Source organism: Aliiruegeria haliotis (assembly GCF_003003255.1).
Classification (GTDB): domain Bacteria; phylum Pseudomonadota; class Alphaproteobacteria; order Rhodobacterales; family Rhodobacteraceae; genus Tropicimonas; species Tropicimonas haliotis.
The window spans coordinates 66,826-87,497 of record NZ_PVTD01000004.1; the positions used below are offsets into that span (position 1 = coordinate 66,826).

Here is a 20,672-nt window from a genome sequence, read left to right on the forward strand (position 1 = left end):
ACCCCGTCCAGGTCAAAAAACCATCGCTCCGCGGAATGCTACTTGCCGAGCTTCCGCAACACACGGTCAAGCTGCTTGCCGCGCGGAGAAAGACGCGCCGGTGCCGACTTGACGGCATTGTAGTAGCCTGCGGGGTCATAGGTCTGGATTCCCAGCTTCAGGTGATCGACAGTCATCAGACCCATTGCAGAAAGAAGTGAATAAACTGCTACGTACTGCGTAGCGACCGCGTCGATCTTCGCGGCGCGCGCGTCGAGCAGTTCCTGCTCCGCATCGAGCACGTCAAGCGTCGTACGTGCACCGAGCGTGGCCTCTTCGCGGGTCCCTTCGAATGCGATTTCGGCAGCGCGGATCTGCAGATCCGTGGCCAGGATCTGCGCCTTGGCCACATCGAGATTTGCCCAGGCGTTGGCAACCGATTCCTCAACCGTCAGAGTGGTTTGCAGGAGTGTCGCACGCGCAGCATCACGCCGCGCCATCGCCTGACGCTCCAGCGCCGCCAACCTGCCGCCCTGATAGATCGGCTGGCTCAGGCGCACACCCAGCGAATGGCGCTCGTTCCAGTTGTTGGTTTCGGTCGATGAGGTGATAAGGCCGGAGATCGTCGGCCGATAGGCACCGGACGCGATCTCGATCCCGATCTCCGCCACAGTGACTTCACGCTGTGCCCGGCGAACATCCGGGTGCGTTCGGACGGCGACGTTAATCGCCTCCTGAACCGATGCGGCCGTGGCCGGCAAACGTCCGGGCGTCGCCAGCGTGCCAGGATAGCGCCCGACAGCCGTGCGGAACGTCTCGCGAGAAACTTCGAGGTCACCACGCGCGGCCTCCAGCGAGCTTTGGGCCGCCGCAAGCCGGCTGTCCGCCAGCGCGACGTCCGTACGAGTCACCTCGCCGACTTCGAACCGATCCTGCGTCGCCTGCTTTTCCTGCGTCAGAACGCGAACGTTGTTCTCACGCAGATCTACGAAGGCAATGGCACGCAGGACGCCCATGTAGGAGACAACGGCCTGCAAGAGAACGGATTGCTCGACAGAGCGGAGCGCCTCCCGCGTTGCCAGAACAGTCTCTTTCTGGGAGTCGATGGTGCGACGGTTCCGTCCACCAGCATAGAGGATCAGTTCGGCCTGAAGCTGAAATGTCGCGCTCAGGTTGTCATCGAAGGTCGGGTTCCCGGTGTTGCTGAAACCGGTTATCGGGTTTGGATGAACTCCACCCCAGTCGGTGATGAAATCCAACGTCGGCCGCAAGCTGGAGATCGCCACGGCGACATCCTCGTCCGCAGCGCGCAACAGGGCTCTGTTCTGGGCGAGAAGGTTCGAATTCCTGTACGCGTCGATCAGGGTGTCGGTCAGGGTTTCGGCCAAAGCCGAGCTGCCTGAAAATGTTGTAGCGGCGACGGCCAGACCGGCCACCCCGCGTCTTAGGCGCTGTCCAAAGTTCCTCACGCGAACTGCTCCTTCTCGTGGGCCTGTAATGTGAGGGTTTACCCCCATTTTCGGCCACTATAGCAGCAGTGATTCGCCAATTACAGCTTGAAAGCAGTCTTTTGCTCGAAGCCGGGAATAACTGGTGCAAATGCGTTAAATGCGAAACGCCAGTTGATCACCCCATCGGACTTGATCCCGAGGCGAACGACGCCAAGATTGTTCTCCATGAAGAGGCAGGCAATGCGTCCGCCGTCGCGGAGTTGCTCCACATAGGCCTCGGGCAGTTCCTCAACACCGCCTTGTATCAGCATCACGTCGTAGGGACCGTGCTGAGGCGCGCCCTCGTCAAATGGGCCATGAACGACTGCGGCATTGTCCACGCCCTCTGCTGCGAGGATCGACTCTGCCTCGTCGGCAAGAGCCGCATCAGCTTCCAGCGCCACGACGGCCTGTGCCATCCGGGCAACAACCGCAGTGGAATATCCCATCCCACACGCCACATCGAGCACCAGCTCGTCGGCGCTGATGTTCAGGACATCAAGCAACTTCGCAAGCGTCCGCGGCTCCAGCACAACCCGGGAATCACCGAGGTCGATATTGGTGCCGACGTAGGCCGAGGCACGGCAATTGTCAGGAACGTAGAGTTCACGCGGCACGGACAGCATCGCATCGATGATCGGGTATTTCGTCACGTCCTGCGGCCGGACCTGAGTGTCCACCATGGTCGTGCGATGGGTATCAAAGGAGGTCATGAAGGCACCTGTAGAGCGGACGCGTCGCCATCGTGTGGCACAATCATTGCTGCGAGGCAACATGCGCACACGCCGCAGATCCGTCGGGGTGGGGATCAGGGGCGGCGGATGGTACCATTTCTACACAGCGCACGTCGTGGCCAGCGTGTTGTCGTGTCGGAGAAACTCCATTTGGCGCCGTCCGTGTTCAATCGCCCCGCTGGACACCGCGCAAGTCCGGCAGACAGTCCAGTTTGAGGGCCACGGGAATGCCGCACTTGTCGCCGGATCGGAACCGACGATCACAACCAGTCCATGCAGGGATGCCGGCACCAATCCGAGTTGATCTGTTTCGCGGGCCTGCCGTTGCCCGGGATCTCGCGCGCGAAGCCGTGTTCGAACCGATCGGCCTACCTGGCAAATCCGTTCATTCGCCGCGCTTCATCGCGTCGGCGGCCGGACGCCCGGAAGCGATAAGGCGAGCCATGTCCTGCAGGCGCGGCCCACAATGCCGGAAGAACATCGTGTAGCTCTCGCAGAAATAGTTGTGCCCTGCCTCGCCAAGCTTGTTCACAGCGAACCGATGCTTCGGACACCCGCCATTGCACGCAAACCGAAAGCTGCAATCCCTGCACTGCTGCGTGAGGCCGTTCTTCTTGTCCTGACCGAATGAATCCTGGCGGTCGGTCCAGACCATGTCGCGCAGATGTGTCTCGCCGATCTTTCCGAGCCGGTACTCCGGGTACACGTAGTGGTCGCAGGAATAGAGGCTGCCGTCATGTTCGAGGGCGAGTCCGTTGCCGCAGGTTTCGGCAAAGACACAGAGGCCCGCATCATGGCCCATCCACAGACCAAGCTGCACGTCGAAGAACTGCACGAAAACTTCGCCAATGTCGTTTCGGTACCAGCTATCGAAAATGTCGCAGAGAAACTTCCCGTAGGCGCGCGGGCTGACACTCCAGTCGGTCACGCTGTTGCCCGGATCCATATCCACCTGCGGCGCACTGGCAAGCCCGTCGCCTTCGCGCGCGCTTCGCTCCACGATCGGGATAAACTGCAGGTAGTCGAACCCGACACCCTTGAGGAACCGATAAATCTCCTTGCCCTTGCCGCTGTTGGCCCTGTGCACCGTGGTCAATGCATTGTGGTCCACTCCGTGCCGTTGCAGCACCTCAAGTCCCCGCATCACCGCATCGAAGGTCGGCCGGCCGGCGCGGTCGATCCGGTAGCGATTGTGGATCTTCTTGGGCCCGTCGATACTGAGCCCGACAAGGAACCCGTTCTCCGCAAGGAAGGTGCCCCAGGAATCGTCCAGCAGCATGCCGTTGGTTTGCAGCGAGTTGCTGATCCGCACTCCGGGCGGCGCGTGTTTCTTCTGTAGTTCCACGATCTTCTGAAAGTACCCGACGCCGAGCATCGTCGGTTCACCGCCCTGCCACGCAAAGAGCACCTCGGGCATGCCGGCCTCCACCGAAGCCTCGATCAGCTGCAGAATGTAGGTCTCCAGGACCTCGTCAGACATGCGGAACTTCTTCTCGGAAGGAAAAAGTTTCTCCTTCTCCAGGTAGTAACAATAGGTGCAATCGATATTGCACCGTGGCCCGATGGGCTTCGTCATGATGCTGAATGGTTGCGGGGCCCGGGTCATCGAATGTCTCCTGTCGTGGCTGTCGTCCCGTATCTGCGCGGAAAGGTCAATCCTGGCCGCCCTGGATCAGGCAGTTTCGCCGCCCCCCGCACAGGCGCCCCGCGCCGCGGCGACACCCTCGGCGACCAGGCCTTCGCCTGCCATTTTCAGCAATTGCCAGAGATCTTCGAACCACCCCTGTCCGCGCGCGCTTTCCCGTCGAACCAGGCCGATTGCCCGCTTGGGCTCGGGTGCCGGGAACCGTGTCAGGCGCATTTCCGGCGCCGCGGACAGTTCCTTGGCCAAGGCAATTTCCGGCATGAACGTCAGCCCGAAACCGCCGGCAACGAGACCGGACAGGGTCGAAAGCGACGATGCGCCCAGATCGACCCGCGTATCGCGCCGATCAAGGGAACAGGCCTCCAAGGCCTGATCGGCAAGGCAATGCCCCTCGTCCAGTAGCAGCAATTGCCGTGGTGTCAGTGACGACGGATCGGGCACCCGCCCCTCCGCCAACAGGGCCTCGATGCGGGTGCTGGATCCGGCCAGAAGAAACCGGTCTTCGAAAAGGGGCATCTCGGTCAGCCCATCCTCACCCGACGGCAGGGCAACCACCGCGGCATCCAGTCGGCCCATGGTCAGATCGTTCAGAAGCTCCTCTGTCGTCGCCTCCCGGACCCTCAGGTCCAGCCCGACGTTCTGCGCCCGGAGCAATGGCAGTGCCGCAGGAATCAGGTAGGGCGCGACCGTCGGGATCATCCCGAGCGCCAGACGGCCGCTGAGCCCGCTTGTGACCCTAGCACTCCGCTCCAGCGCGCCGAGCTCCGACATCACCCGGCGGGCATGATCGACGATCTCATGTCCGGCAGGCGTCAGCACCACCCGGCGCGGCAACCGTTCGAGCAGAACCACGCCAAGCGCCGCCTCCATGTCGCGAATCTGGACCGACAGCGCCGGTTGGGAGACATGCACCGCCTCCGCCGCACGCGAAATCTGACCGTGCTCGGCAACGGCAAGCAGATAGCGAAGCTGTCGCAGGGTGACACTCATACCCGCCTCCAATCCAACTCACGGACCGCATGCCCGCCCCATATCGCCGCTCCGGCCCCGCCACGCGGGATCCAGGCCCTGATTCCCCAGCACGGAAGGCGCAAGAGCACCGCCTCGCGATGAGCAACCGGCGCTGCCCGGCACCACGTCGCCCGCCGCCGCTCAGGAGCGATCCCGGTCGGTGGCAAGTCAGATCCACGCGATCCAATCCATAGGAAAAACTAATGCAAAGCATATGATTTCGCAATTTTTACTTATCAGAATACTTTGCTATCCCCTCATCGACCGACACGGCCGCGCGGTGCGATTCCCGCAGGGTGCACCCCCGGCTGGCAACCGGCCGAAGCGCCAGACACCCGCGACGGCGCGGCACCGACAAGAAACACCATCCTCGCCGAATCCACGGCGAGACCACGACACCGAAGACACCCCACGCATCACCAACGGAGGCTATCATGGACGGCAACGACACCCCCACCGGGAAGTGCCCAGTCATGCACGGAGGCAACACGGCAACCAACAAGTCCGTCATGGACTGGTGGCCGAATGCGCTGAACCTCGAAATCCTGCACCAGCACGATACGAAGACGAACCCGATGGATCCGGATTTCGACTATGCCGAGGCCGTCAAGTCGCTCGACTTCGAAGGCGTCAAAGCCGATGTGAAGGCCCTCCTGCACGAAAGCCAGGACTGGTGGCCTGCCGACTGGGGACACTATGGCGGCCTGATGGCTCGCATGACCTGGCACGCCGCCGGCTCCTACCGGCTCGCAGACGGTCGCGGCGGAGCGGGATCCGGGAACCAGCGCTTCGCGCCGCTGAACTCCTGGCCGGACAACGTTTCGCTCGACAAGGCCCGCCGTCTGCTGTGGCCCGTCAAGAAGAAGTATGGCAACAAGCTGAGCTGGGCTGACCTGCTGGCGCTGGCCGGAACCATCGCCTACGAAGACACCGGCCTGAAGACCTTTGGCTTCGCCTTCGGCCGTCCCGACATCTGGGCCCCCGAAACTGACACCTACTGGGGGGCGGAGAAGGAATGGCTGGCCCCGTCCGATGAGCGCTACGGCGATGTCAGCGATCCTTCGACGATGGAAAACCCGCTCGCCGCGGTTCAGATGGGCCTTATCTACGTGAATCCTGAGGGCGTGAACGGCAATCCCGATCCGCTCAAGACCGCCGCCCAGATGCGCGAGACCTTCGCCCGCATGGCGATGAACGATGAGGAAACCGCGGCGCTGACGGCTGGTGGACACACCATTGGCAAGACGCACGGCAATGGCGATGCGGACGCGCTCGGCGCAGATCCGGAATCCGCCGGCGTCGAGGCACAGGGCATGGGCTGGGAGAACCCGAACATGGGCGGCAAGGCCGCCAACGCGATCACTTCGGGCCTTGAGGGCGCATGGACGACGGAGCCGACAAAGTTCGACATGGGCTTCTTCGACATGCTCTTTGGCCACGAATGGGAACTGCGCAAATCCCCCGCGGGTGCCCAGCAGTGGGAGCCGGTGGACATCAAGGAAGAGGACAAGCCTGTCGACGCTTCCGACCCGTCCATCCGCCGCAACCCGATGATGACCGACGCCGACATGGCGCTGAAGATGGACCCGGTCTACAACGAGATCTGCCAGAGGTTCATGGCCGATCCGGAGTACTTCCGTGACACTTTCGCCCGCGCGTGGTTCAAGCTCACCCACCGGGACATGGGTCCGAAAGCCCGTTACGTCGGACCGGACGTCCCCGCCGAGGACCTGATCTGGCAGGACCCGATCCCCGCAGGCTCCACGTCCTACGATGTCGCGGCGGTGAAGGCGAAGATTGCAGCGTCCGGCCTGAGCCTCTCCGACATGGTGACAACCGCTTGGGACAGCGCCCGCACCTATCGCGACTCCGACAAGCGGGGCGGAGCGAACGGAGCCCGCATCCGCCTCGCTCCGCAGAAGGACTGGGAAGGAAACGAGCCCGAGCGCCTCACTCGCGTCCTCTCCGTGCTGGAACCCATCGCTGCCGAGACCGGCGCCAGCATCGCAGACGTGATCGTGCTGGCGGGCAATCTCGGGGTCGAGCAAGCCGCCAAATCCGCGGGTTTCGACGTCACGGTCCCCTTCACTCCGGGGCGCGGTGACGCTACGGACGAGATGACGGACGCCGAGTCCTTCGATGTGCTGGAGCCGATCCATGATGGTTACCGCAACTGGCTGAAGGCCGATTACGTAGTCTCCCCGGAAGAGTTGATGCTCGACCGGACCCAGTTGATGGGGCTTACGGCCAACGAGATGACCGTGCTTGTTGGCGGCATGCGGGTCATGGGCACCAACCATGGCGGCTCTGCGCACGGCGTCTTCACCGACAGGGTCGGCGCCCTGTCGACGGATTTCTTCACCACGTTGACCGACATGGCCTACAAATGGGTTCCGGTCGGCGACGGAGCCTACGAAGTCCGGGACCGCGCCAGTGGCGCGGTGAAGTACACCGCCACGCGGATCGACCTTGTCTTTGGCTCGAACTCTATCCTCCGGGCTTATGCCGAGGTCTACGCCCAGGATGACAATGCCGAAAAGTTCGTCAGGGACTTCGTGGCCGCCTGGACGAAGGTCATGGACGCCGACCGTTTCGACGTGCGGTAGAGAGACCGAGCACTCAACGACCAGCGGCGCCCCCACCAAGGGGCGCCGCTTGTTTTTCCTGGGTGACGAATATGGCGCATTTTCTGTGTATTGCTGCCGACGGCACAATATTGGCCCGCAGAGATGCACACCGGCGAACACATGCTGTGCATGCACTTTACAAAAATCCATTTTGACATCCTCGGGCAATATGTAAAATTCCGAGAAAGTTCGGGATCAATGCTCCACCCTCGGAGCGAAAGGAGGAGCGCGTGAAACTCAACGTGAATGGCAAGGTCCACGACGTGGACGTCGAAGAGGACATGCCGCTGCTCTGGGTCCTGCGGGACGAGTTGAAGATCAAGGGTGTGAAGTTCGGCTGCGGGGTTGCCGCCTGCGGGGCCTGCACGGTGCATCTCGACGGCATGGCCGTGCGATCATGCCAGACCTTCGCGGGTGATGTCGGCGAAGCCGAAATCACCACCATCGAGGGAATGGGGACGCCGGACGCCATGCACGCGGTGCAACAGGCCTGGGTCGAACATCAGGTCGCCCAATGCGGCTACTGCCAGTCCGGGCAGATCATGCAGGCCGCCAGCCTTCTGGCGGAAAATCCCGTGCCCACCGATGCCGACATCGATGATGCCATGTCCGGCAACCTGTGCCGGTGCGGAACCTATCCACGCATCCGTGCAGCGGTCAAAACCGCCGCCGCCCGCCTGAAGGAGGCCTGAGATGAGCCGGATCGGAACCATCGCCCGCCGTACCTTCCTCGTGGGCTCCGTCGCCATCGCCGGCGGGGTGGCCTTTGGATACTACCAGTACCGGAAACCCCACGCGAACCCGCTCCTCGACGAGCTGGGCGAGGGCGAGGCAGCGCTGACCCCCTGGGTGCAGATAAACGCCGACAAGATCACGTTGATCACGCCGCATTCCGATCTTGGCCAGGGGGCCGCATCCATGCAGGCCATGTTGCTCGCCGAAGAGTTGGACCTGGAGTTCGGCCAATTCGAAATCTCCCCCGGCGTCCCGAGCCCTGCGTATTACAACACGGCTCTCGCCGACGAAGGCGTTCCGTTCAATTCGCACGACCACAGCTTTCCAGCCGACGCCATGCGCGGAATCCTGGGTGTGGTCGTCAAGATCATGGGCGTGCAGGGCACCGGCGGATCGACCTCGGTCCCCGACAGCTTCGACAAGCTTCGGACCGCAGGGGCGGTCGCGCGCGAAACACTGAAGAAAGCCGCAAGCGAGAAGTCCGGCATCAACACCACAGCGCTGAAGACGGCGAGTGGCAAGGTGATCCTGCCCGACGGCACCGAATACAGCTATCAGGAACTGGCGCCGATCGCCGCCGGGATCGAACCCGTCACCCGGGTGAAACTGCGCGAGCCTTCCGAGTGGCGGTTGATCGGCAAGGAAGTGCAACGGCTCGATATCCTCGCCAAGTCGACAGGCACCCAGACCTACGGAATCGATCTGGAGATGGACGGCATGGTTCATGCCGCCGTGAAGGTGAACCCGCGACAGGGAGGCGCGCTCAACAGCTACGACGCAAGCGCTGCCGAAGGGATGCGTGGCGTTCTGAAGATCGTGGAGGTGACGAACGGCGTTGCCGTGGTTGCGGACAACACCTGGCGCGCCTTCCAGGCAGCCGAGGCCATCACTTTCGATTGGGGACCCGCCCCCTACCCGGCAGACATGGATGGTCACTGGGCAGAGGTCGCGAACTCCTTCGTGGAAGAGCGGCTGGATGCGGAATGGCGCAACGACGGCGATGTTGCGACCGCGCTGGCATCCGGGCAGTCCGTGGAGGCGGAATACCGCGCTCCCTACGTCGCCCACCAGCCGCTGGAACCGCTGAACGCGTTGGTTTTGATGGAAGGCGGCCGAGTCGATATCTGGGTCGGCCATCAGTTTCCCCGCTTCGCTCAGCAGAAGGTGGCGGAGGTCGCCGGGATCGACCCCGAGGCCGTACACTTCCACCAGCAGTTCTCGGGCGGCAGCTTCGGCCATCGTCTGGAATTCGAGAATATCACGCTGGCGACAGAGATCGCGATGCAGATGCCCGGCACGCCGGTGAAGCTGACCTTCACCCGTGAGGAGGACTTCGCCCATGACTATCCGCGCCAGATTGGCATGGCGCGCGGTGTGGGCCGCGTGAAGGACGGGAAGGTGGATGCCATCGACCTCCAGGTCGCCACCGTGTCGTCTACCGATTCCCAGATTGCGCGCCTCGGCCAGTCCGCACCGCCGGGTGCCGACACGCAGATAGCGGCAGGCGCCTGGAACCAGCCTTTCGCGGTGCCGAACTTTCGTTTTCGCGCCTACAAGGTCCCGCCGCTTTCTCCAACCTCATCCTGGCGGTCCGTCGGCGCCTCCAGCCAGGGTTTCTTCGCTTCTGCCTTCCTGGACGAGTTGATCCACGCAGCGGGCGCTGACCCGTTGGAGGAGCGGCTGCGGCTCTGCAACCACGACATCGCGCGCAAGGTGCTCGAAACCGTGGGCGACATGTCCAGCTGGGGTACGGATCCTGGAGAGAATCGCGGCCGTGGGCTCGGCTTCGTGGACAGTTTCGGCGTGCCGGTCGCCGAGGTCGTCGAGGTGACGAACACCGGGGACGGCATCCGGATCGACAAGGTCTTCGTTGCCGCCGATGTCGGCCGCGTTGTGGATCCGGTGAACTTCGACAACCACGTCAAGGGCGGTGTCGTTTGGGGGCTCGGCCACGCGATGAACTGCGAGATCACCTATGCCGACGGCATGGCGGAGCAGGCGAACTACTTCGATCACGAGGGAATGCGGCTGCACCAATGTCCGGAGATCGTCGTTAAGGGGCTTGAGAACGCGTCCAGAATCCGCGGCATCGGCGAACCGCCAGTGCCGCCTGCCGCCCCGGCACTGGCCGCGGCGATCTTCGACGCCACCGGGATCCGGCTGAGAGAGATGCCGTTCAACAAGTTCGTGGATTTTGTCTGAAATCGCCCCACCGAGCCTGCGTTCGCGCAGGCTCAGCTCAGCACCCCGCGCTCCAACAAGGTCGCGCGGCAAACTCACAGCACCGGTCGGACCAGCGCGCGAGCGCAATGTGCGACCTCCACAGCCCCGCGACCATGGCGCACCCGGTCAACAGATACGTGCTCACATTTGCCCGCCGGTCCCCCGAAACCGAACGGTCGCCTGGCAGGCCACCCTCGTGCTCGCCTCCTCCATGCGGCAAGCGGGGAGAGGTTTCGCACAACCCTCTGCGATGTGCTGACTTGTCTGGCCCGATGCGTCGCAGCCAATGACGGTCGCAAAGCTCGGCCTGCGGGCACGCCATTCATGACCGTACATCAGTTATGCACGTGCCAGAACCGCCCCGAAGGGGCGCCCGGCCCCAAGGATCCGCGACGCGCCAGCGTCAAGGATCGAGGGGCAACACACCATTCTCGGTTACCACCTCGTCGAGCCGCTGGTCGGTCGGTTCCAACGGAAGGGCTTCGGTTTGCTGATCCCCATAGGCGAAACCGATGGCCCGAACGGGCCCCGTCGCCCGCAGTCGCTCCAGCGTCCTGTCGTAGAATCCGCCGCCGTAGCCCAGCCGGTACAGTCCTGCATCGAATGCCACCAGCGGCACGATGAGCACATTCGGCACCAGAACAGCGCCTCCCACCGGGATCATGACCTTGAAGCTCCCTTCCTCAAGTGCACATCCCGGGCGCCAATCCCGGAAGGTCAGCGGACACCCGTGGCCCTCGACCACAGGGACGCAGATCCGGTTGCGGGCCGACAGGGCGCCCATAGCCGGCAGCGGATCGGCTTCAGTGCGAATCGGCAGGTAGCCCGCGATGACCTGCCCGGTCACGCCCCGCAGATACGATTCAAGCTGCGCAGAGGCTGCCGCCCGATGGCGTGCATGCGCCGTCTTGCGCCGCGCATATGCCGCCGCCCTCTCCGTCGCCTTCCGTTCCGCAAGGTTCACAACAACACCACCGCGGCAAGACCGAGGAACGCAAAGAAGCCCACCACATCGGTGACTGTCGTCACGAAGGTGCCGGAGGCCAGCGCCGGATCGACGCCCAGCTTCTCCATCATCACCGGGACGAGGATCCCGGCCAACGCCGCCACGGCCAGGTTCACGACCATTGCAAGGGCAATCACGAGCCCGAGCTGCGTCGAACCGAACCAGAGTAGCGCCACGATCCCCATGACAATCGCAAAGAACAACCCGTTCAGCAGCCCGACCAGCAGTTCCCGCCCGACCACCCGCCAGACATTGGACCCCGTGAGGTCCTTCGTGGCGATGGCCCGGACAGCCACCGTCAGGGATTGCGTCCCTGCATTGCCCCCCATCGATGCAACGATGGGCATCAGCACCGCCAGGGCCACGATTTCACCGATCGCCCCTTCAAACAGGGCAATCACCAGCGACGCGAGGATGGCGGTGGCCAGGTTCACGGCCAGCCAGGGCAAACGCAGTTTCGTCGTCTCTATCGCCGTGTCGCTCAGGCTCGACTCCTCGGTCACCCCCGCCAGACGCAGCATGTCCTCCTCGTGCTCGTCATCGAGCACCGCCATCGCATCATCGATGGTGATCACCCCCACCAAGCGGTCGTTCGCATCCACGACAGGCACGGATATCAGGTGATACTGGTTGAAGGCATAGGCCACCTCGCTCTCGTCCTGATCCACAGGCACGGTGCGGAAGGAATGCTCCGTCGCATCGCGCATGGGCGTCTCTCGCGGCGTCGACAGCAGCTTTCCCAACGTAACGTAGCCGGTGGGCCGCATCCGCGGATCGACAAGAATCACGTGGTAGAACTGTTCGGGAAGGTTCTCGCTCTCCTCGCGCAGGTAGTCGATGGCCTGCCCGACGTTCCAGTATTCCGGGGCCGTCACGACCTCCCGCTGCATCATCCGACCAGCGGAGAACTCCGGGTAGCCAAGTGCCTGCTCGACCGCGACCCGCTCGCTGGCTGGCAACGCATCGAGAACGACGCCCTTCTTGTCCTCCTCCATATCTTCGAGGATGTCGACAATGTCGTCGGATTCGAGGTCGAGGACGGCCTCCGACAGCACGTCGTCGGGCAGCATCTCGATCACTTCCTGCCGCACACTCTCATCGAGTTCCGACAGGATTTCACCGTCGATGTCCCGTCCCCAGAACCGCAGCAGGAGGTGTCGTGTCTTGTCCCCCACCTGTTCCATGAGATCGGCGATATCCGCCGGGTGAAGCTGGTCGAGCAAGCGCCCCAGACGAGCCGCATCGCCGCTGCTGATCGCCAGCAGGATCGCCTGCACACGCTCACGTTTCAGGGCATAGGCATCGTCATCCCGACCGGCCGGGTCGGCAGTCTCTTCGGCCATGGCACGCCCTTTCCACGTTTCGTCGTGCCCCAAGATACGACAGCGGCGCCGGGGCGCAACCGCCCAGCCGGACTGCCGAACCGCTTGCCGCGGCTGCCCCGTTGCACCCCACCGGCAAGGCGCCTAGGCTTTTGCCATGACCGCCATTGATCACCTGATCCTGGGGCAGGTGCTGGACATCCACGCCAACCCTTTCGACGTCGAGCCGGACGGCTGCGCACGCCACATCCGTCGTGGGGCAATCCTGGTCCGTGACGGCGCAATCCACGAGATCGGAGAAGCCGAGGACCTGCGCGCGGCCCATCCCGATGCCCGCGTCACCGATCACGGTGAGGGGGTTATCCTCCCCGGCTTCGTCGATTCCCATGCCCACTACCCGCAGACGGCCATCATCGCCTCCTGGGGGAAACGGCTGATCGACTGGCTCAACAGCTACACCTTCCCGGAAGAAATGCGGTTCCGCGATGCCGACTATGCCAACGAGATCGCGAACCGCTACCTGAACCTGCTGCTGACTCACGGCACGACCTCAGTCGCCAGCTTTTGCACCATCCACCCGGCCTCGGTCACGGCAATCTTTGCCGCCGCCGAACAGCGTGGCATGGCCGTGACCGCCGGCAGAACCTGCATGGATCGCAATGCACCCGACGGCCTGCGGGATGACGCACAGAGCGCCTATGATGAAAGCAAGGCGCTGCTGGAAACCTGGCACGGGCGCGGGCGCGCGACCTACGCCATAACACCACGGTTCTCCCCCACCTCGACGCCGGAACAGCTGGAGGCGCTCGGCGCGCTCTGGGCAGAGCATCCCGACTGCCCGATGCAAACCCATCTGAGTGAACAGACCGACGAGGTGGAGTGGGTCGCCGAGCTATATCCATCCAAGAAAGACTACCTCGACACCTACGAGGCGCATGGCCTGCTCAAACCCGGTGGCATGTTCGGCCATGCGATCTGGCTGACCGACAGCGAGCGCGACCGGCTGCGCGACCACGGCGCGGCGCTCATTCACTGCCCGACATCAAATACGTTCATTGGCTCCGGCCTTTTCGACACCGCGCGGGCAGTGGCGGAGGGACAGACGGTCGGGTTGGCCACCGACACCGGCGGCGGCTCCTCCTTTTCGATGCTGCACACGATGGCCTCCGCCTACGAGATCGGCCAGCTCACCGGAACGGCATTGCATCCCGCGCAGCTTCTCTGGCTGGCCACCACAGGTTCGGCCCGCGCCATGCGCCAGGCCGACAGGATTGGTACGCTGGCGCTCGGCTCGGCCGCGGATCTGGTTGTGCTCGACCTCGCCTCCACCCCGGCAATCGCGCAGCGACAGGCCCGGGCGGAGACCATCTGGGAAGCGGTGTTTCCGACGATCATGATGGGAGACGATCGCGCCGTTGTCGCAGTTCACGTCGGCGGGCGGCTGTTCGATACACACAAGGGGGAATGGGCCTTCCCCGACGCGAGCCACAGCAGGCCACTCAACCCGTTGATATCAGACAGCCTCGGGCTCTGACCCCGCAAGCCGCCGGGCGCACGGCCAATGACCTTCCGGGCTGTTGAGCGGTTCAGCAGCCCGGACGGGCCAGCACAAGAACCCAGGTGTTGTTCGGAGCCCGCGCAAGGCCGTACTCCGTGGGCATCCGGTGCAGCATGAGCCGCTTGTGTCCCCAGGAGTTGATCCACGCCTGTACCACAGCGGCGGAATCGCGCTGACCACGGGCAATGTTCTCTCCGGCCCAGCAATAGCTGTAGCCGGTCGCCCTCAGCCGTTCGAAGACCCGCGCGCCCTCTGGGCTCCGGTGGGAGAAATACCCGCGCCGTGCCATGTCCTGTGCGTGGATCGCAGCAACCTTTTCAAGCCGCTCGGATGGGCGAAGGCTGTTCCGGCCGTTGGTCGTGCGCAGCTGGTTCACCAGCTTCCCGACCTGCTGGGATGTGCTTGCAGACGCCTGCCAAACGAGCGGTTCCGATGGCGCGCCGAGCCGCGTCGCCGCATCCCCGATCTGCACGGAGGCCAACATGGCCAACGCTGTCACCATTGCTCCCAAAGCCATCAGATTCTCCTTCTGTCTGCCCGCAGCCTCTCAGGTCCATTCGCTTTTCGATGGGCCTTTTCATGGCAGGGTAATGGCAGAGACAAGGGATTTGCCAGATGTGCTCCGACGGATCAGCAGGGTCTTGCCAATACAAGCACCCAGGTGTCGCCGGCCCCGCGCGCCGCGCCGAATTGCCGGGCCTTGCGGCTCAGGATGTTCCTCTTGTGCGGCCCCGACCCCATCCATGCACCGACCATCGACGAGGCGCTTTTCCAGCCCCATCCTATGTTCTCGGCCGCCCAGCAGGCCTTGTAGCCGGTACGCCGGATGCGTTGGCCATGAGTCGATCCATCCGTCCCCTTGTGCGAGTAGCTTCCGGTTCGCGCCATATCGGAAACGTGGCGTGCGGCCGCCTTGTCCAGTTTGGCCGATCGGGCCAGCGCCGCACGGCCGGACCTCTGGCGTTGCGAGTTGATCAGGGCGCCGACCTGGTCGGAGGTCGCGACCAGAGTCAGCGGTGACGCCGTTTCCCGCGATGGGGCGTGCAGCACGCCGCCTGCCAGCGCGATGCACGAGGCAAGCGCCAGCAGCATGCCGGCTGTCCGTCGGATCATTGGTGTCATCGGCTGCCCTCTCGTTTTTGGGAGAGAGAATCCGAACCTAGGCGTCGTTGGCAAGCCCTTGGGCGAGGCGATTGGCCTCTCCGGCGACCTGTCGCGCATCGAGTGTGACCAGATTGCCCTCGTTCACGACCAGCTTGCCATCGACCAGCAGGTCGCGCACCCGGCGCGGGCCGGCAAGCAACAGCGCCACGGGATCCCAGGACCCCGCCGCCTCCAATCCGGAAAGATCCCAGACAGCGATATCGGCCCGCTTGCCAACCGCCAGCGCGCCACAATCGGGACGGCCGAGCACCTGCGCGCCACCAAGCGTGGCAATCTCCAGTGCCTCACGCGCGGCCATGGCGTCGGCGCCCCGCGCCACCCGCTGCAGAAGCATCGCCTGCCGAGCCTCGCCTATCAGATCGCCGGCATCGTTGCTGGCCGAGCCGTCGACCCCCAACCCCACCGGCACACCGGCATCCCGCATGGCGCGGACAGGCGCGATGCCGGATCCGAGGCGGCAATTCGAACAGGGACAATGCGCAACGCCCGTTCGGGTTTGCGCAAAGAGATCGATCTCCCTCCCGTCCAGTTTCACGCAATGGGCATGCCAGACATCATCGCCCGTCCAGCCCAGCTCCTCTGCATATTGCCCCGGGCGACAGCCGAACATCTCCAGACTGTAGGCGATGTCCTCGTCATTCTCCGCAAGGTGGGTGTGCAACATCACGTCCTTTTCACGGGCAAGGATCGCGGCATCCCGCATCAGTTCGCGGCTGACCGAGAAGGGCGAACAGGGCGCCAGCCCGACGCGAACCATCGCGCCCTCGGCAGGATCGTGGAAAGCATCCACCACCCGTTCGCAATCGCGCAGGATCGTGGGCTCGCGCTCCACCAACGAGTCCGGAGGCAATCCACCAAGGCTCTGGCCGATCGACATGGCGCCGCGGGTCGGGTGGAACCGAAGCCCAACCTCGAGCGCGGCCTCGATGGTGTCCTCAAGCCGGGCGCCATTGGGATAGAGGTAGAGGTGATCCGACGACATTGTGCAGCCTGAGAGCGCCAATTCCGCCAGACCGAGCCGGGCGGAGGCGCGGATATGCGCCGGCCCCATGCGCGCCCAGATCGGGTAGAGCGCCTGCAACCATCCGAACAGCAACGCATCCTGCGCCGCCGGTACGGCCCGCGTGAGCGTTTGGAACAGGTGATGGTGCGTGTTCACGAGACCGGGCGTCACGAGGCAACCGGCTGCGTTCAGCACGTCTGCTCCTTGGGCCTCCAGCATCGTGCCGATCTCGACGATGACGCCGTCCCGCAGACGCAGGTCAGCCCCAGCCAGTTCCCTGCGGGCCGGGTCCATGGTCACGACGTGATCGGCGTTTCGGATCAGACGGTGCGACATGGCTCAGCCCCGCAGCCGGGCGAGCGCCTCGGCGTGGATCTCAGGGTTGGCCGCGGCGAGAACGCGTCCGCCCTCATGGGCCGGGCCACCGTCCCAGTTCGTGACAATGCCGCCGGCGGCCTCGATCACCGCTATGGGCGCGCAGACGTCATAGTTGTGTAGGCCGGCCTCGATCACCAGGTCGATCTGCCCCGCCGCAAGGAGGCCGTAGGCATAGCAATCCGTCCCGTACCGTGTCAGCTGCGCGCCGGATGCGACACGCTCGAATGCGCTTCGCTCCTCCACGCTGCCAACCTCTGGGAAGGTCGAGAACAGGATCGCCTCGCAGAGCGGCCGGGAGGAGCGAGCGACCAGGGTCCGGTCGCCATGCGGGCCCGTCAGTTGCGCCTGCCCGAGCCCCCCGATCCAACGTTCCCCGGTGTAAGGCTGGTCAATCACACCCAGTATCGGCCCGGCGGCCCCATTGACCGCGATCAGAACACCCCATGTCGGCGTTCCCGACAGGAAGGCCCGTGTCCCGTCGATCGGATCGAGCACCCAGGTGAGGCCGGAGCGGCCTTCAGTGGCGCCAAACTCCTCGCCCATGATCCCGTCGAGCGGGCGGCGCTCGGCCAGACACTCCCGCATCGCCCGCTCGGCCGCGCGATCGGCCCGTGTCACCGGGTCGAACCCTTCCGTCCGCTTGTTCTCCGTGGCCAGCTCATTCGACCGGAAGAGCGGCAGGACAGCCTTGCGGGCGGTGTCGGCAAGCGCATGCGCCGTCGCAATCAACTCGGCGGCAAGCTCGTCAGGCAGTTCGGGGGCGAGGTCTTGGGTCATGCGGGCATCCCACGGCAGTGTCAGGGGCTACGCCCCATTTGCCCTCGCGGTACCGAGGCCGGGGCCGTGGGTCAAGCGACCTCGCTCAGAACCCGATCCAGGTCGAACAGCCGACGGCGTTGGTTTTCCGGAATTGCGTAGTAGGATCGCACCAGTTCCATCGCCTCTCGATCCCCGAGCAGATCGCCCGTGGGTGTGCCCCCCTCGTGATTGTCATCAAGCCCCTCAAAGAAGAAGCTGACGGGCACATCTAGCGCCTCCCCGATGTCCCACATTCGCGATGCGGAAATCCGGTTCATGCCGGTCTCGTATTTCTGGATCCGCTGGAACTTGATCCCGACACGCTTTGCCAGCTGTTGCTGTGTCATGGCGATCTTCCAACGGCGATGGCGAACTCTCTTGCCGACATGGACATCGACCGGATGTGTCATTTGGAAAGTCCAACCAGATAAAAGTTACTTGAACCAAAGGGGAACCCCGTTGGGCTAGAGCCAACCTTGGTCCCGGATCCCATGAGATGCCACCCATCCGCTGCCATGTAGCGAATTCCTAGTTCTCACCTGGCAGCAATCGGGACCGTCGGGTTGCCCGGACTCGCCCAAAACCCGCAGGTGTCAAATGACCGCGCCGGCATCCCGTTCGGGCGTCGCCACAGATTGCTACCATCGCAGCCCCGAAGGGCGTCCATCTGCCCCTTTCGCAACACCCGCCAACTGCTATCTTCCCCGAAAAACCGGGGAGAGGCTTGGTGAAGGCATTTCAGATCGCGGAATACGGCTCGACGCCTGCGCTGGTGGATATCGACCTGCCCCCTCTGGGCCCAACAGAGGTGCGTGTCGCGATCGAGGCGTGCGGGCTGAACTTTGCCGATACGCTCATGATACGCGGCCAGTATCAGGAACGGCCCGTTCCGCCGGTGACACTCGGCATGGAAATGGCCGGGACCGTGACAGCCATCGGCGCTGAAGTCGCCGGACTTGCCCCGGGCGATCGCGTTGCCGCCTTCAATGGTCAGGACGGTCTGGCAGAAGAGGCCAACCTGCACGCCGATCGATGCGTGCCGCTGCCCGACGGGATGAGCGCGCTGCATGCCGCCGCGTTCCAGGTCGCATATGGCACGTCGCACATGGCGCTGGACCATTGCGCGAAGTTGCAGCCGGGCGAGCGGCTCGTGGTGACGGGCGCGGCTGGTGGCGTTGGCCTGACGGCGGTCGAGATCGGCGCCTTGATGGGGGCTGAAGTCATCGCGATTGCCCGTGGCGCCAACAAGCTGGAGGTGGCCCGGGCTGCTGGCGCCAATCACGTGATCGACGCCGAGAGCGAGGACATCCGAGGACAGCTAAAGGCCCTGGGTGGGGCGGATGTCGTGTACGAGACCATCGGAGGCGCGGTGTTCAACGCCTGTTTCCGCGCCACGAACCCCGAGGGCCGCATCCTTGCCATCGGTTTCGCAAGTGGGGATGTGCCGCAAATTCCGGCCAACCATCTTCTTGTGAAAAACCTCTCGGTGATTGGTCTTTATTGGGGCGGATACCTGAAGTTCCGACCTGCGGTCCTGACGGGTTCGCTGTCACACCTCATGCGATGGTACGAAGACGGGAAACTGAGCCCCCACGTAAGCCATGTCCTTCCCCTGGACCGCGCGGACGAGGCGCTCAACCTCATCCGACAGCGGAAATCGACAGGGAAGATCGTGGTGACGATGCGGTGAGCCCATCCGAGCGATAGGCTTCGCGCACCAGATCCACCAGTGCCACTTCGGCCCGGCCGCGCGCGAACTCGGACACGTAGAGGTTGATCGAATAGCTTGGCAGTTCCGGCAGGCCACCATTGTGCTCGATCTGCTCAAGGAAGGGCGGTTCGGTTCCCTCCAGCATCAGCGCGACGGCGAGGTCGGCCCGCACGGTGGCCTCGATGGTGCGGTCGGAATCCGACTCGACCGCCATCTCCCATGTGATGGCACAAGCGTCCAACGCCCGGATGCCCGCCGAACGGAACAGGCACAACCGCCCCGATCCCAGGCGCAACGGGCGCTGACGCCACGCAATGCCCCCCTTTGCCCCGATCCAGGACAGGGGCTTCTGTGACAGGACCTGCGCGCCTTCGCCATGTCCGCGTTCTGTGGTGAGAATCATGGCGAACTGGCCACGGTCGAACTGCTCTAGCAGCCGCCGGGAATAGGACGAGACGAGGTTGACGCGCATCCGGGGAAAGGCGGCATTGAAACGCCGCAGGATCTCGGGGATGTGCGGGTAGACGATATCATGCGGCACGCCGAGCATGATTTCACCGCCATAGTCATGTGCTGTGAGGCGATCAATCGCCTCGTCGTTTATCTCCAGCATGCGCCGCGCATAGGCAAGGAGTTGTTCGCCCGAGGAGGTCAGCGCCACGCCCCTGCCGCTCCTGTCCAGAAGCGATACGTCGAGCGACTCTTCCAGACGCTTGAGCTGCATCGATACGGCAGACTGCGTGAGGTGCAGGAAACCTGCCGCCTTGGTCACCCCGCCGCTGTCGGCGACCGCAACGAATGAGCGCAGGGAGGTCAGGTCCAGGTTCCTCGGCATTCATCACGTTCCTTGATGGGAAAGTTCAAAAACATTCGTTTTGAAAATGAAACACACCCACCCATATAGATCAAGAGAATTGATGGCCCACCCGGTCACGTTCACAAAACGTTAAGGAACCTGAAATGAGCGCACATAGCATCAATACCCCCCTCCTGGGCGCAATGCGTCACGAGGGATTCTTCGGCCAACTCACGGGCATGATGGCCCTGCACAAGCAGCGCCGTGACCTTGCCAAGCTTGACGACCGCGCCCTCAGCGACATCGGCGTCTCCCGCTATCAGGCCGAGATCGAGGCCTCGCGTCCCGCCTGGGACGTGCCGCAGCACTGGATGAGCTGAACGAAGCGTTTCCCGGGCAAACAACCGTTTCGCTCGGGATGCTCTTGAAAATCCGCCTCCGTCGGACAATATAAACCGCAAAGACGCCCGCTGACCCAGCGGGCGTTTCAAG

The 20,672-nt window shown here is 63.8% G+C and carries 18 protein-coding genes; 6 read left to right on the top strand and 12 right to left on the bottom strand.

From position 1 onward, the window contains the following. Nucleotides 1-38: 38 nt before the first annotated feature. From CLV78_RS11580 to CLV78_RS11595, 4 genes are all read right to left on the bottom strand, one after another. A complete protein-coding gene (locus CLV78_RS11580; protein WP_245925002.1) occupies nt 39-1,367 on the bottom strand; it encodes a TolC family outer membrane protein in 1,329 nt (442 codons plus the stop codon). A gap of 161 nt (nt 1,368-1,528) precedes the next feature. Then, on the bottom strand, nt 1,529-2,182 hold the full coding sequence (locus tag CLV78_RS11585) for a protein-L-isoaspartate O-methyltransferase family protein (protein ID WP_106204983.1): 654 nt from the start codon (nt 2,180-2,182) through the stop codon (nt 1,529-1,531). Nucleotides 2,183-2,588: 406 nt separating this feature from the next. Next, nucleotides 2,589-3,809 (bottom strand): anaerobic sulfatase maturase, encoded by a 1,221-nt coding sequence (locus tag CLV78_RS11590; protein WP_106204984.1) that lies wholly within the window; start codon nt 3,807-3,809, stop codon nt 2,589-2,591. Between the two features lie 66 nt (nt 3,810-3,875). After that, the gene (locus tag CLV78_RS11595) at nt 3,876-4,838 is read right to left on the bottom strand and encodes a LysR substrate-binding domain-containing protein (protein ID WP_106204985.1); all 963 of its coding nucleotides are present in this window, start codon (nt 4,836-4,838) and stop codon (nt 3,876-3,878) included. A 455-nt stretch (nt 4,839-5,293) separates the two neighbouring features. Here CLV78_RS11595 and katG point away from each other — a divergent pair, with 455 nt between their 5' ends. The 3 genes from katG to CLV78_RS11610 all read left to right on the top strand — a co-directional run bounded on the left by katG (nt 5,294) and on the right by CLV78_RS11610 (nt 10,423). Then, nucleotides 5,294-7,465, top strand: a complete 2,172-nt coding sequence (katG, locus tag CLV78_RS11600) for a catalase/peroxidase HPI (RefSeq protein WP_106204986.1) — start codon at nt 5,294-5,296, stop codon at nt 7,463-7,465. Between the two features lie 251 nt (nt 7,466-7,716). Continuing rightward, nucleotides 7,717-8,178, top strand: a complete 462-nt coding sequence (locus CLV78_RS11605) for a (2Fe-2S)-binding protein (protein WP_106204987.1) — start codon at nt 7,717-7,719, stop codon at nt 8,176-8,178. A 1-nt stretch (nt 8,179) separates the two neighbouring features. Then, nucleotides 8,180-10,423: a xanthine dehydrogenase family protein molybdopterin-binding subunit gene (locus CLV78_RS11610; RefSeq protein ID WP_106204988.1), complete on the top strand. Its 2,244-nt coding sequence runs from the start codon at nt 8,180-8,182 to the stop codon at nt 10,421-10,423. 424 nt (nt 10,424-10,847) lie between these two features. Here CLV78_RS11610 and CLV78_RS11615 read toward each other — a convergent pair whose 3' ends face one another. Next, nucleotides 10,848-11,408, bottom strand: a complete 561-nt coding sequence (locus tag CLV78_RS11615; protein ID WP_106204989.1) for a 5-formyltetrahydrofolate cyclo-ligase — start codon at nt 11,406-11,408, stop codon at nt 10,848-10,850. Continuing rightward, nucleotides 11,405-12,793: a magnesium transporter gene (gene mgtE / locus CLV78_RS11620; protein WP_106204990.1), complete on the bottom strand. Its 1,389-nt coding sequence runs from the start codon at nt 12,791-12,793 to the stop codon at nt 11,405-11,407. Before mgtE ends, CLV78_RS11615 begins: the two co-directional genes overlap by 4 nt. A 145-nt stretch (nt 12,794-12,938) precedes the next feature. Here mgtE and guaD point away from each other — a divergent pair, with 145 nt between their 5' ends. Beyond that, nucleotides 12,939-14,306, top strand: a complete 1,368-nt coding sequence (guaD, locus tag CLV78_RS11625) for a guanine deaminase (protein ID WP_106205251.1) — start codon at nt 12,939-12,941, stop codon at nt 14,304-14,306. Nucleotides 14,307-14,358: 52 nt separating this feature from the next. Here guaD and CLV78_RS11630 read toward each other — a convergent pair whose 3' ends face one another. The 5 genes from CLV78_RS11630 to CLV78_RS11650 all read right to left on the bottom strand — a co-directional run bounded on the left by CLV78_RS11630 (nt 14,359) and on the right by CLV78_RS11650 (nt 18,083). Beyond that, on the bottom strand, nt 14,359-14,847 hold the full coding sequence (locus CLV78_RS11630; RefSeq protein WP_106204991.1) for a CAP domain-containing protein: 489 nt from the start codon (nt 14,845-14,847) through the stop codon (nt 14,359-14,361). Between the two features lie 113 nt (nt 14,848-14,960). After that, nucleotides 14,961-15,452, bottom strand: a complete 492-nt coding sequence (locus CLV78_RS11635; RefSeq protein WP_158263512.1) for a CAP domain-containing protein — start codon at nt 15,450-15,452, stop codon at nt 14,961-14,963. Nucleotides 15,453-15,489: 37 nt separating this feature from the next. Beyond that, a complete protein-coding gene (locus tag CLV78_RS11640; RefSeq protein ID WP_106204993.1) occupies nt 15,490-16,833 on the bottom strand; it encodes an 8-oxoguanine deaminase in 1,344 nt (447 codons plus the stop codon). A 3-nt stretch (nt 16,834-16,836) separates the two neighbouring features. Continuing rightward, nucleotides 16,837-17,652 carry a histidinol-phosphatase gene (gene hisN, locus CLV78_RS11645; protein WP_106204994.1) on the bottom strand — a complete coding sequence of 272 codons (816 nt, stop codon included), beginning with the start codon at nt 17,650-17,652 and terminating at the stop codon, nt 16,837-16,839. Between the two features lie 71 nt (nt 17,653-17,723). Continuing rightward, on the bottom strand, nt 17,724-18,083 hold the full coding sequence (locus tag CLV78_RS11650; RefSeq protein ID WP_106204995.1) for a helix-turn-helix domain-containing protein: 360 nt from the start codon (nt 18,081-18,083) through the stop codon (nt 17,724-17,726). Between the two features lie 317 nt (nt 18,084-18,400). On the opposite strand from CLV78_RS11650, the gene CLV78_RS11655 reads away from it, so the two are divergent. After that, a complete protein-coding gene (locus tag CLV78_RS11655; protein ID WP_106204996.1) occupies nt 18,401-19,363 on the top strand; it encodes an NADPH:quinone oxidoreductase family protein in 963 nt (320 codons plus the stop codon). Here CLV78_RS11655 and CLV78_RS11660 read toward each other — a convergent pair. Beyond that, nucleotides 19,314-20,219, bottom strand: a complete 906-nt coding sequence (locus CLV78_RS11660) for a LysR family transcriptional regulator (RefSeq protein WP_106204997.1) — start codon at nt 20,217-20,219, stop codon at nt 19,314-19,316. The two genes, CLV78_RS11655 and CLV78_RS11660, sit on opposite strands and share 50 nt — an antisense overlap. A gap of 125 nt (nt 20,220-20,344) precedes the next feature. On the opposite strand from CLV78_RS11660, the gene CLV78_RS11665 reads away from it, so the two are divergent. After that, nucleotides 20,345-20,560 carry a DUF1127 domain-containing protein gene (locus CLV78_RS11665; RefSeq protein WP_106204998.1) on the top strand — a complete coding sequence of 72 codons (216 nt, stop codon included), beginning with the start codon at nt 20,345-20,347 and terminating at the stop codon, nt 20,558-20,560. Nucleotides 20,561-20,672: the final 112 nt, after the last annotated feature.